Source organism: Helicobacter pylori NQ4053, from assembly GCF_000274605.1.
Classification (GTDB): Bacteria; Campylobacterota; Campylobacteria; order Campylobacterales; family Helicobacteraceae; genus Helicobacter; species Helicobacter pylori_CV.
Genome location: NZ_AKNV01000005.1, coordinates 69,943 through 83,106 on the forward strand (window position 1 = coordinate 69,943; position 13,164 = coordinate 83,106).

The 13,164-nt window shown below is 39.0% G+C and carries 9 protein-coding genes; 2 read left to right on the forward strand and 7 right to left on the reverse strand.

The features are described 5' to 3' along the window. Positions 1–80: 80 nt before the first annotated feature. Both AYS37_RS04920 and AYS37_RS04925 read left to right on the forward strand, forming a co-directional pair. Entirely contained in the window at positions 81–1,367 is a 1,287-nt protein-coding gene (locus AYS37_RS04920) for an MFS transporter (protein ID WP_001069402.1), read from the forward strand. A gap of 54 nt (positions 1,368–1,421) precedes the next feature. Then, a complete protein-coding gene (locus AYS37_RS04925) occupies positions 1,422–2,231 on the forward strand; it encodes a flagellar hook-basal body protein (RefSeq protein ID WP_001179176.1) in 810 nt (269 codons plus the stop codon). A gap of 467 nt (positions 2,232–2,698) precedes the next feature. Here AYS37_RS04925 and AYS37_RS08230 read toward each other — a convergent pair whose 3' ends face one another. The 7 genes from AYS37_RS08230 to fliF all read right to left on the reverse strand — a co-directional run bounded on the left by AYS37_RS08230 (position 2,699) and on the right by fliF (position 13,139). Beyond that, positions 2,699–4,834 (reverse strand): P-loop NTPase family protein, encoded by a 2,136-nt coding sequence (locus tag AYS37_RS08230; protein WP_001874668.1) that lies wholly within the window; start codon positions 4,832–4,834, stop codon positions 2,699–2,701. A gap of 352 nt (positions 4,835–5,186) precedes the next feature. After that, positions 5,187–5,945 (reverse strand): protein NO VEIN domain-containing protein, encoded by a 759-nt coding sequence (locus AYS37_RS04935; RefSeq protein WP_000160630.1) that lies wholly within the window; start codon positions 5,943–5,945, stop codon positions 5,187–5,189. A 14-nt stretch (positions 5,946–5,959) separates the two neighbouring features. Then, a complete protein-coding gene (gene lepA, locus AYS37_RS04940; RefSeq protein ID WP_001874669.1) occupies positions 5,960–7,750 on the reverse strand; it encodes a translation elongation factor 4 in 1,791 nt (596 codons plus the stop codon). Positions 7,751–7,770: 20 nt separating this feature from the next. After that, complete coding sequence (dxs, locus tag AYS37_RS04945) at positions 7,771–9,621, reverse strand: 1-deoxy-D-xylulose-5-phosphate synthase (protein WP_001874670.1); 1,851 nt, start codon at positions 9,619–9,621, stop codon at positions 7,771–7,773. 2 nt (positions 9,622–9,623) lie between these two features. Continuing rightward, positions 9,624–10,400, reverse strand: coding sequence for a flagellar assembly protein FliH (gene fliH, locus AYS37_RS04950; protein ID WP_000056274.1), 777 nt, complete (start codon positions 10,398–10,400; stop codon positions 9,624–9,626). Then, the gene (gene fliG / locus AYS37_RS04955; RefSeq protein ID WP_000201863.1) at positions 10,387–11,418 is read right to left on the reverse strand and encodes a flagellar motor switch protein FliG; all 1,032 of its coding nucleotides are present in this window, start codon (positions 11,416–11,418) and stop codon (positions 10,387–10,389) included. The genes fliH and fliG overlap by 14 nt, the downstream gene beginning before the upstream one ends. 17 nt (positions 11,419–11,435) lie before the next feature. After that, the gene (fliF, locus tag AYS37_RS04960; RefSeq protein ID WP_000364687.1) at positions 11,436–13,139 is read right to left on the reverse strand and encodes a flagellar basal-body MS-ring/collar protein FliF; all 1,704 of its coding nucleotides are present in this window, start codon (positions 13,137–13,139) and stop codon (positions 11,436–11,438) included. Between the last annotated feature and the right edge of the window lie 25 nt (positions 13,140–13,164).

Sequence of the window (13,164 nt, forward strand, 5' to 3'; positions counted from 1 at the left end):
TAGCCTATTAATCAAATATTATCTGTGGTTTCCCTAACTCCTAGTAAAATTACCTAAAAATTTCATATTCAAGGATAGCCATGAACCCCCAGATCCAACCCGCCACTAAAAAACCCTTAAAATCCCTTTTAGCCGCTAGTTCAGGTAATTTAGTGGAATGGTATGATTTTTACGCTTATGCGTTCCTTGCCCCTTATTTCGCTAAGGAATTTACCCACACTAACGACCCCACTTTAGCGCTCATCTCAGCTTTTTTAGTTTTCATGCTAGGGTTTTTCATGCGCCCTTTGGGGAGTTTGTTTTTTGGTAAATTAGGGGATAAAAAGGGGCGTAAAACTTCTATGGTGTATTCCATTATCCTTATGGCGTTAGGCTCTTTCATGCTCGCATTGCTCCCCACTAAAGAAATCGTAGGGGAATGGGCGTTCTTGTTTTTATTATTAGCCAGGCTTTTACAGGGCTTTAGCGTGGGAGGCGAATATGGCGTGGTCGCTACTTACCTCTCTGAATTAGGCAAGAATGGCAAAAAAGGTTTTTATGGCTCTTTTCAATATGTAACTTTAGTTGGAGGGCAACTCTTAGCTATTTTTTCGCTCTTTATCGTTGAAAACATTTACACGCATGAGCAAATTAGCGCGTTCGCTTGGCGTTATTTATTCGCTTTAGGGGGTATATTAGCCCTGCTCTCGCTCTTTTTAAGAAATATCATGGAAGAAACCATGGATAGCAAAACAACTTCCAAAAACACTATTAAAGAAGAAACCCAAAGGGGCAGTTTAAAGGAATTGCTCAACCATAAAAAAGCCTTAATGATAGTCTTTGGGCTAACTATGGGAGGGAGTTTGTGCTTTTACACTTTTACGGTGTATTTAAAAATCTTTTTAACCAACAGCTCATCGTTTAGCCCTAAAGAAAGCAGTTTTATCATGCTTTTAGCGCTCTCTTATTTCATCTTCTTTCAACCCTTATGCGGGATGCTTGCGGATAAAATCAAACGCACCCAAATGCTGATGGTTTTTGCGATCACAGGGCTTATTGTAACGCCTGTTGTCTTTTATGGTATCAAGCATGCCACTAGCGTGTATGAAGCCCTATTTTATGAAATACTCGCATTGAGCGCGATGAGTTTTTACACTTGCATTGCTGGGGTTATTAAGGCGGAATTATTCCCTGAACATGTGCGAGCGCTTGGCGTGGGTTTAGCCTATGCGATTGCCAATGCGCTTTTTGGAGGGAGCGCGAGTTATATAGCGTTAGAGTTCAAACAGCATGGTTTTGAAGCAGGGTTTGTGGGCTATGTCATGTTTAGTATTGTTATCTTTATGGTTATGGTTATCATATTCCCTAAAAAAACCTATTTGGAGTAAATCTTAGTTTTTATTTGATTTTTGCTATAATTTTTCTTTTAAAAGGATTATTGCATGCAAAATGGGTATTATGCGGCCACAGGAGCAATGGCGACACAATTTAACCGCTTGGATTTAACCTCTAACAATTTAGCCAACCTAAACACCAACGGCTTTAAAAGAGACGATGCGATTACAGGCGATTTTTTAAGGCTTTACCAAGAATACCGAGAGCAACTGCCCTTAGAAGATCAAACCAAAGCGAGCGCGAAGTATCTCAACCGCAACCTCAATCGTGTGCCTATCCTATCAGAAATCTATACGGATAGGAGTCTTGGCGCGTTTGAAGGGACGAATAACCCCCTAGATTTTGCCCTAACAAGCCCTAACCTCTATTTTGCGATACAGACTAATGAGGGCGTCGCTTATACCAGAGACGGGCATTTCAGCGTTGATAAAGACGGCTTTTTGGTAACCCTTAATGGTTTTAAGGTGCTTTCACGCTCCGGTTTGAACGAAAAAGGAGGGATCATGCTCATGCCTGACGCTGAAATTGAAGTGGATCAAAATGGCGGAATCACTTTTAGGGATAATGAAGCCCAAATTCAAGCAGGCGCATTAGCTTTAGTGAGTTTTAGCGAACCTAAAAATCTTAAAAAAATAGGGCAAAACCTTTATACCTATCAGGGCGAAGGCGTCCATCAAGTCTCTGATTCTGGTGCGTTAAGGCAATACATGCTAGAAAAAAGCAATGTCAATGCGGTGCGCGAGATGAGCGCTTTGATTGAAATCAACCGCTTTTTGGATATGTATTCTAAAGTGTTAAAAACCCACCAAGACGACATGAACGCTGAAGCGATCAACAAACTCGCTACAAAAGCTTAAACTTTTGGCGATTTTAAAATTCATAGGAGGGTTTTTGCGATACCCTAACTCCCTAATAACGCTTTTTTAAAAGCCTTGTTAATCTTTTTTGTATAGCATTAGTTTTAAAAGAGTTTAAAGAATTAAATGCCTTTTCTTTTGTAATCGCTTGCAAAGTAGACGGTAACGCAAGCTTCTCTTTATAGTTGCTAACTATTCAACAATAATTCAATTTTAATTATTTCGTTTGTTGTTTAAAACGCTCTTTATTGTGGTATTCTGTAAGCAAACGCCCCCATTTTTCTTGTTATGGTTCTTGTGTTTTAAGCTCGTTTGTGATAAGATCTAATCTCATTAAGGTTTGAGACGCTATAGTTGGTGCTGTCTCTGTAATGATTAAAGAGTGTCCCATTGGTTTCTAATTCCCTTAATGTTTTTATCGCCCCAATCAAGCTTTTTGATTACCCACTTGATTATCAGCGTTCATTTTAAGATAGAGCCATTTTAAAAGCTTGTAAAAATTTTCTTTCTGCTTCCACTAAATTAGGGTGTAAGAGCAAGTCATTCTTTAAAGCGTTTGTATAGGCGGTGTGTGAGCGAGAGCTTTTATTTTTTAAGTCCAATTTGATTTTATCTTTTTGGCTGAAACAATCTTCAATATTTTTGAAATTTTTAAAACTATCATCGCAATCATTGAGTTTTAGAATGTTGAGCTTATTCTTTAATTCCTTATTCAACTCTTCGCATGCCTTACCCATTGTATCCCCATCCACTAATAGCGTAGCGTTTGGCTCTTCTTCAGCCAAGGTTTCTAAAATTTGTTTCATTTGTGGCTTTTTTGATTCTTTTAAATCATCATTCCCTAGTCCGTTAACGGGTAAAAACACGATGTTTAAAAACGCCATGTCTAAGGAGGTCTTTTTTTCTTGTTCATAGAGCAATTTAAATGCGCTCAAATAATTGTAATCGCTAATGCCTTCTACAAACAAAAGACGATCGTTTTCATTAAGGATCTTATGGCTCACGCCTAAAGATTTTTTAATGGTTTTCAATGCCCTATTATCGCCCAAATCCACAGATGAAAAATGACGAATGCCAACGCTTTGCAAAGACTCTTCATTATGGCGTAAGACTCTCAATTCATTTAAATGATTCATATCCACTAAAAAGAGATCATGGGTTACCAAAACAAAAGTAACTCCCACTCTTTGCCCAAACTCTTTTAAAAATTTCCTACACTCTTTGCGAGTTGGCACAGAAAGGTTTGAACCCATTTCATCCATCAAAACAATGGCATCTTTTTTTAAGGAATTACCAAATAAAAGGCCAAAAAACAAATTGAAAAACCATTTAAACCCATCGCTTTGATCGTCTAAATGCAACACTTCTTTTTGTTTGTTGGAATCTTTTTTAAAAAGCGATAGAGAAATATTGTGTAAGTCCAATCTAAAATCAAATAAATACGACCATTTTCGGTTTTGATCTTTTTGAAAATAAAGCCTGTTAAATCTATTGGTAATTTTAGAAATAACTTTTTCTTTGATCTCATCTTGCAATTGTGTCAAATAACCAATGTTTCCGCTCGCCTTTGAATAACTTTTCTTAACGCTTGATAAATTCACACCAATAGCTTTAAAAAACGCCCTAAAAAAGACACTTTTTTCCAATTCTTCTGGCTTGACAATCAAATTCTTATGTTTGAAACGCTTTTTGTTATCGTAGTAAATCACTTGAGGGAAGCGAGAGATTTTAGACACATCTATGGGTTCGCTATTCAATAAATCATCTACGCTTGTGTAAATTGCAAGTTGGTTATTAGAAACTTGTTCTAATTCATTGGTGGGTTCATCAGATTCTATTTTGAGAAAATCATCATCGTTGATAAAATGCAAGATAGTGATTTGAGAAAGTTTTAATTCAGACATGTAGTAGTCATTTTTAAGCCACTCTTGAGCGATTGGGAGCAATTTTTCTTTGAAATTTTTAAGGATTTCATTTTTATCTTCTAGGGTTGTCTTTGCAGTTAAATCTTGAATCATTTTTTCTAACCAAGCGCTTCTAAACTTGGTTTTAAGATTATCGCAAAAATCACTCCTAAAATTTTGCACATTTTCTTCCCACAACGCCTCGCATAAATCTCTCATGTTAGAGATGACTTGAGAAGGCAATTCATTTTGAATGTTATTAGGGCAAGAGATGGTTTTATTATACCTATTGTATAGGTCTAACAATATTCTCTCCTTTTCCTTTATGAGATCACCTCGGTGTGGGTATAAACTTCGGCACTCTTCAATAGCCTTTTCATAAGACAACTCGTCTTCTTCGCTTAACAAATCATTGTTAAGGGCTTTATAGCAAACACCTTCAAGCAAATCAACTTTTGCAATACTCTCATCAAAAGTGATTTTTGAAGAACTATCTATGGTTAAAGTCATTTCATTTTGGAGTATTTTATCTTTAAGGGTGCTTAATTTTAAAGAACTTATCGATTCTTCATAGCCCACATAATTAGGGGTGTAGCTTTTCTTAAATTCATTTACATGCTCGCTAAAACACCCTAAAGCTTTCAATAAATTGCTTTTACCGGTATTATTCTCACCTAGAATAGTAACCAAACCGCCCAACTTATCGCCATTAAACGAATTGTTAAAATACAGCCTTTCGTCTTTTTCTTGCTCGTTTTGAACACCAATATTTTTATAATTCTTGACTTCTAAATAGCGTGTGGTTACCTTTAAAGGCTCTGTATCGTTACTATTGTTGGGGGGTAACTTGCACCTTGTTTGTATTCTCTTCTTTTTTGTTGTTATGATGATTGCTCATGTGGATTTTTCCTTTCTTGGCTCGTTTTTAAGATAATTCAAGCGGATTTTTTTCATCCGTCTCTCAAGCTTGGTTAAAGCTCTTCAATATCTAATATCCAAATTTCCAACCACTGCTATTAATTAGATTAAATGAACCCCATCTTTAATATAGTTATTTTATTTGCCCTATTAAGTGGTATTCCAAAATGCTTTTTTGCTTCCTCTCGCATGCCTTAAATTCTAAATGCTTTAAGGGGTTAGCGATAGATAAAAGATAGGGTTTTTCACTCAAATTCAATACCACCACAAGCACATAATCATGGCTATAAGTTTGCGCTTGATCGTATTCTTTTTGGGTCAATCTCAATGCCCCTTGCTTTTCTCTAATCCCCTTAACTTCCACTAAAAACGCTTGCTTGTTGGTTTGAATGTAGAAGTCATACCCATCGCCAAAAAGACGCATGTCTTTTAAATGCCCATGAGAAAATGTTTTGATATTTTTATAGTGGTTTAAAAAATACAATTCGGCTTCTAAACCTGTTTCTTGCATGCTTTTATAGCGGGTTTTAAGGTAAGCGTTAGGGGTAACGCCTAAATCTTTGATTCCGTATTGTTCCTGCAAAAACAATTTCACAATATGGCTAAAACCCTTAACGCTTTCATTTCCAAACAAACTATCAATCCATAATTTTCTATGGATATAGGCATCGCCTTTTTGCCACCAGCCTTTGCGTTTATTAGGAAAAAAATAATCAAATAAATCCATGCGATTTTTGATAACGCCAGTCGTTTCAGCCAAGCCGATTTGGACGCAATATTCAAAAAAAGCATTTTTAGTAGAAAAACCAAATTCTTTAATGAAGTCATTATCAAATTTTGCCAAAGCATAGCCTATGAGATTTAAAATTTCATAGTTCTTGTGTTTTGTCATAGAAGCTAAACGCCCTAATCAATCTTTAATATCGCTAAAAACGCTTCTTGGGGAAGCTCCACCTTGCCGATAGCCTTCATGCGTTTTTTGCCCTCTTTTTGCTTTTCTAAGAGTTTTCTTTTTCGTGTAATATCGCCCCCATAGCACTTAGCCGTTACATTCTTACCGACAGATTTAATCGTCTCCCTAGCGATGATTTTATTCCCCACGCTCGCTTGGATAGCGACTTCAAAAAGCTGTCTTGGGATAAGCTCTTTCATCGTTTCCACTAAAGCGCGCCCCTTTTCATACGCCTTATTCTTATCTATAATGATAGAAAGTGCATCCACCACATCGCCTGCCACCCTCACATCTAGTTTCACCAAATGAGCCTCTCTGTTTTCTATAGGCTCATAATCAAAGCTCGCATACCCTTTCGTGCAAGATTTGAGCTTGTCATAAAAATCCATCACAATTTCATTGCTCGGCAAGGAATAAGTGAGCATGACACGAGACTGATTCAAATATTCCATTTTTTCTTGAATGCCTCTTTTATTGTTCAATAACTGCATTAAATTACCCAAAAATTCGCTCGGCGTGATGATCGTCGCCCTAACAAAAGGCTCTTTGATGCAAGCAATATGATTTTCAGGGGGCAATTCGCTAGGGTTTTGGACGTATTTGATGCTATTATCCGTTAAATGCACTTCATACACCACCGTGGGAGCGGTAGCGATTAAGTTAAGACCAAATTCTCTCTCTAGCCTTTCTCTGATCACTTCCATGTGCAATAACCCTAAAAAGCCCACTCTAAAGCCAAAGCCAAGCGCCACAGAGCTTTCAGGCTCAAAATTTAAAGCGCAATCGTTAAGCTGGAGTTTCAATAGCGCTTCTCTTAAATCTTCAAACCTATCCGTTTCTATAGGGTAAAGCCCCGCAAAAACAAAGGGTTTGGCCGGCATAAAGCCTTCAATGGGTTTAGGGGTAGGGTTTTTAGCGTCTGTGAGCGTATCACCCACCGCAATATCAGTAACGCTTTTTAACCCCAAACTCACAATGCCAATCTCGCCGCATTCTAAACTCTTGGTGGGGATTTTTTTCAAAGGGTTAGGGTAGTATAGCCCTAAAACGCCATGTTTTTTACCCGTCCCCATCACTAAAATTTCTTGCTCGGTGTTGATGCTCCCATCCATGATACGCACCAGCGCTAGCGCCCCTAAATAATTGTCAAACCATGAATCATAAATGAGCGCTTTTAAGGGAGCGTTAGGATCACCGCTAGGGGCAGGAATGGTCGTAATGATTTTTTCTAACAAATCTTTAATGCCTAGCTTAGCTTTAGCGCTCACTTCATTAGCGTTAGAACAATCAATCCCTATCGTGTCTTCTATGTCCTGCTTAACCTCTAAAACATTCGCATTAGGCAAATCAATTTTATTGATCACCGGTAAAATTTCTAAATTGTTATCTAAAGCGATATAAGTGTTTGCAATGGTTTGCGCTTCCACGCCTTGAGTGGCATCCACCACCAATAACGCCCCTTCGCATGAACACAAAGAGCGAGACACTTCATAGCTAAAATCCACATGCCCTGGGGTGTCAATGAGGTTTAAAACATAATCCTCCCCCTTAAAAGTGTAATTCAGGCGCACGCTTTGAGCCTTAATCGTAATGCCCCTTTCTTTTTCAATATCCATAGTGTCCATCACTTGGCTCTTCATTTCTCTGTTACTGATAGCGTTGCATTCAAAAATCAAACAATCCGCTAAAGTGCTTTTACCATGGTCAATGTGAGCGATAATGGAAAAATTGCGGATATTCTTCATTGGCGTAGGCGTCTTTTCTTTCATCTCTCTTGTCCTAAATCTTTTAAAATAGCGTCAGTCAAACTCTCTGTATCTAAACCTAAGGATTTTTCCACTAAAGCGGTGTTCCCATGCATGATAAATTCATCCATGATTTCAAAGCTTTTAACAGGCTTTAAAATATTTTGTTCGCTCAAAAATTCTAAAATCGCGCTAGCCACCCCCCCAAGCTTGTAATTATCGCTAAAAACATAGAGCTTTTGATAAGGGGCAACGATCGCGCTTAAATTTGGATCTAAAGGTTTAAGGAATCTCAAATCCAAAAGCGCGCACTCAATGTTTTTTTCTTTTAAAGCCAGTTGGACCAAATGCGCCCGCCCCACACCATTACCATAGCCTATGAGTAAAATTTCGCCCTCTTTTTTCAACAATTCGCTTTGCCCTAAAACAAAACCGCTAGGCTCAAAAACCCCCTCTTTTAACGCAAACGACCCTCTAGGGTAGCGGAACGCGCAAGGGCTTGAATCGTATTCATTAGCAAAATACACGGCGTTTTTTAAAGTCTCATTGTCTCGTGGGGCAAAAATAACCATGTTAGGGATAGAGCGCAAATACGACACGTCTAAAAGCCCTTGGTGCGTCTCGCCATCTTCGCCCACAATCCCAGCCCTGTCAATGGCCAATTTAATCGGTAGGCTAGAAATGCAAGCGTCATGCACAATGGAATCATAAGCCCTTTGCAAAAAAGTAGAATAGATACTCACAAAAGGTTTAAACCCCTCTTTAGCCATAGCGCTGCTGGAAGTTAAGGCGTGTTGTTCAGCGATAGCGACATCAAAAAAGCGCAAAGGGTAAGCGTCAATGAGTTTGTCTAACCCTGTGCCGCTAGGCATCGCCGCGGTTACGCCTACGATTTTTTCATCTTTTTTGGCTAATTCTAAAAGGGTGTTAGAATACGCTTCAGTGGGCGATAGAATCGCGCTTTTGGATTTTTTAGACAAGCCGGTATCCAAATCAAAAGGCCCCACCCCATGCCATTTTTCATAGCGCCCTTCAGCGATCTTATAGCCTTTACCTTTTAAGGTTTGCGCATGGATTAGCACCGGTTCTTTAAGCTCTTTGGCTAATTTCAAGGTTTCAATAATCGCACCTAAATCATGCCCATTAATAGGCCCTATATAATTAATGCCCAATTCTTCAAAAAACACGCCCGGGGTGATGAGCTTAAAAGATTCTTCAAAACGACTCGCTAAGTAATTCACGCTTTCAGGTAAGGTGCTTAAAATTTTTTTGACTTTAGAGCGGAAAGACTGATAAAACGGGCCTTTCATCAGCTGGCTAAGGGCTTTGGATAAGGCTCCAATAGGCGTGCTGATACTCATTTCATTATCGTTCAAAATCATGATCATGGGGTATTTCCTATCGCCTAGTTCGTTTAAGGCTTCATAAAAAATCCCTGCACTAATACTCCCATCGCCTAATAAAGCTATAGGCATGCCTAGCGCTTGTTTCAAACAAAAAGCTTTAGCCACCCCCACGCCTATAGACACCGAAGTGGAGCTATGCCCGGCGATGAAATAATCGTATGCGCTCTCGCTGGGTTTAGTAAAGCCGCTCAAACCCTTGAATTGCCTTAGAGTGCTAAAGCTTTCAAAACGCCCGGTTAAGAGCTTATGGGCGTAAGCTTGGTGCGAAGTGTCAAAAATAAAAGGGTTTTTCTGGCAATCAAATAAGGCATGCATGCTTACAATCAGCTCCACAGCCCCTAAAGAAGAGCTTAAATGCCCCCCATTAGCGCTCACCACTTCTAAAATACGATTCCTTAGCGTTTGACACACCAACTCCAAGCCTGCAATATCATTAGGGTTTAAATCAAAAGTTTTATTTTGCAAAATCACACCTTAAAATTTTCCAACACGCTTTCTTTGAGCGTTTTAAAGCGCTCCATTAAATTCCCATCAAGGCTCCCGTTAGAGCTAGTGATCATAACGCCTCCTTTAGAAATAGCCTCATTGCTCTCTAATTTGATTTTAGAAGCGTTTTGCAAACGCTCGTTTAAATAAGGGTAATCCAAGGGATTGACTTTTAAATGAATATCCGTTGCGTCTAAAACGTTTTTTAAAAGCTCTTCAGCCAAAGCAAGGGCCACTTTTTGGCTGTTGTCTTCCACTTCTTTAAGGATCACTTCTTTAGCTATATCTATCGCAATCGCGCTCAACTCCTTTTCTAAAGCCGTTAAATGATTTTCTGAGCTTTTCATTTTTTCATCTAAAGCCGTGATTGCATGCAAAAGCTGGTTCTTTTCTTCATTCACGCTGTGGGTGAGCTCGTTACGCATTTTTTCTTCGCCCTCTTTAAAGCCGATTTTATAGCCGTCGTTTTTAGCGTTTTCAATCAAAGCTTTGCTCTCTTCTTGGGCTTTTTCAAATTGCATTTGCAATTTCACCAAATGGCTTGAAAGCTCATCGGTTTTTTTCAATAAACAATCAATCAAATCGTTTTCTATCGCTTTTTTTTCCAAAGGCTCTTCTGGGTTAGGCGTTTCTAAAGACATGCCATTAGGATTAGTTTTAGGGGGTAAATTTGCCATGCTCTTAAATTCGTATTTTTGAATGTCATGCTTATTCAAATGGTCTTTTTGGATCAAGTTTTTGCGGCTATTCAATGACATCTTCCTCTTCACCGGTTTGGATCACGCCTTTTTCTTGCAAGCTCTGCACGATTTCAATGATTTTCCTTTGAGCCACATCCACATCTTTGATTTTGACCGCCCCTAAATATTGCATTTCTTCTACAAACTGCTCTGCAGCCCTACTGCTCATGTTGTTTAAGAATTTATCGGTTAAATCCTTCGTGGAAGTTTTTAAGGCTAAAGACAAGTCTTTTTTATCCGCTACTTTTAAAATCTCTCTGATAGCGAAATTGTCCAATTTCACAATGTCTTCAAAAGTGAACATCATTTCTTTAATCGCGCCGGCGAGCTTGTTATCCACGCTTTCAATGCGAGCGAGCGTGGTTTTAGCGCTCTTTTGGCCTAAGCGGTTAAAGATTTCAGCCACCGCTCTTAAACCACCCACTTCAATTTTATAGCTAGTGAGCGATTCTAGTTTGTTTTCTAACACCGTGGAAACCCTTTTAACCACTTGGGGCGATATTTCGCCTAAATTCGCCATTCTAATAGAAATCTCAGCTTTCATTTCATCAGGGAAATAGCTCAAAGTCTCAGCCGCATTAGGGGCTTCCATGTGGGCTAAAATCAAGGCAATGGTTTGAGGGTGTTCGTTAATGATGAAATCAGCGAGTTGTTGGGGCTTGATTTTGCCTAAATAAGCGAAGTTTTTTTGCGTTTGCAAACTTTTAGTGAGTTTGTCCATCACTTTTCTGGCTTCTTCGCTCCCTAAAGTCCTGGTTAAAAGCTCTCTAGCATATTCTAAACCGCCGGTATTGATGTATTGGTTAGACTGAAAAATCGCAAAAAATTCCTCTAAAACCGCCGCACCGATTTGCTTGTCTGTGCCGTTTAATTGCACGATTTGCTTAGAAATCTCTGTAATAGAGTCAATGTCTAAATGCCTTAAAATCTCGCCTGTGGTGTCTTCGCCCACTTGAATGAGTAAAATAGCGATTTTTTCACTCATGGAAAGTTCGTCTAATTGAGCCTTTTGTTTGGGGGTAAGCTTGGTTGCCATTTTTAACCTTCTATCTTTTAACCTTTCGCGCTGTCTGAAGAGATTTCATCTTTGATTAGGAGTTTAAAGAGCGTGGCGATTTCATCAGGACGCTCTTTAAGGGTCCCTCTAATCTTTTCTAAAATAATTTCGTATCTTACTTCTTCTTCGCTAAAGGTTGCATTAAGCCCTAATTGATCTTCTACTTTTTTCCTCAAATCGCCGAGTTTGTTCAATTCATCTTCTTCTTCATCCATTTCTTCAAACATGGATTTCACTTCCTTATCTTCATCAGGCACCACTTCCAGCATGCGTTCGCTGAAAGGCACAATCACTTTTTTATAGAAAATAAACAGCACTATAAACACCAAAACATACTTGATTAAAGGCGTGAATGAGCCTAAGATTTTTTGAGTTTTGTGCATGATTTTTTCGCTCAAAGTGGCGTTATCAAGCATGGGTGCCATAGGGTTAAACTCAAAATTGCTCACCGCCACATCATCGCCTCTATTTTGGTTATAGCCAATGGCTTGTTTCACTAGAGCGTTGATTTTTTGAAGCGATTCATCGCTCAAAGGCTCGTATTCTAAAGCGTTTGCCCCGTCTTTAAGCGCGATTTTATACCTGCCATCCACCACAACCGCCGCATTCAAACGCACTAAAGTGCCAAACTCGCCCTTAATCTCGCTAATGGTTTTACCCACTTCATAATTGGTCGTGTTTTGAGACTTTTCGTATTTTTCTGGCTCTTTATTGTCTTTCAATCCTTGCACAGGCCCGATATTGCTCACAACCCCCGGCACACCGCCGACTTGTTTTTTAGAAGCGCCTTCTTTTTTTTCTTCTAAATTTTGCTCACTCCTTACGACATTATTTGGGTCAAAAGTCTCTTTGGTGCTTTTCTTTTGGCTGAAATCAAACTCCGCATTAACCCTTGCGACCACCTTGTTTTTACCCCCCACAATAGGGGCTAAGATATTGACGATCTTATTTTCTAAAATGTTTTCAAAATTTTGTTTGTAGTGCAATTGCTCTAGGGCTAATTCTTTGGAGTTTTCTAATATATCGCCTTCGCCTATTGATTCGCCGTTTTCATTCACGATTTTCACATTTTCTATCGTGAGTTTAGGCACAGCTGCAGCGATTAAATTTTTAATCCCTAAAATTTGAGTGGGTGAAAGCTTCATGTCGGGCTTGAGTTTAAGCATCACCGAAGCGCTAGGAGGGACTTCTTTAGCCACGAACACGCTGTCTTTAGGGATTGCAATATGCACATTGGCTTTCAAAATAGGGTTTAAACTTTCAATCGTGCGCGACAATTCCCCCTCAATGGCGCGAATGAGTTTGATATTTTGATCAAAATCAGTCGCCCCAAAGTCTTTAGTGTCAAAGATTTCAAAGCCCACTTTACTCGTTTTAGGGATCCCTTGAGAAGCCAGAGTGATCCTTTCTTCATACACTTTATCTTTAGGGATAAGAATGGTGTCGTCTTTGGAGACTTTATAAGGGATTTGGTTTTGCTGGAGGTGCTGCAAGATTAAAGCGTTATCGCTAGAGTCTAAGCCTTCAAATAAAACCCCATAACCTCCTTGCGCGTAGTCTTTTTCTTTAAAAGGATAGAGCAATAAAAACACAAGCAAGGCGGTGATCAAAACCCCCGCTGCGATCAGGGCGATTTTTTGCTTTTTATTGAGCTTGATGAAAAAATCAACAATCCGTTGCAATAATACCTTTAAATCCAATATTAAAACCTTGATAAAATTTTCA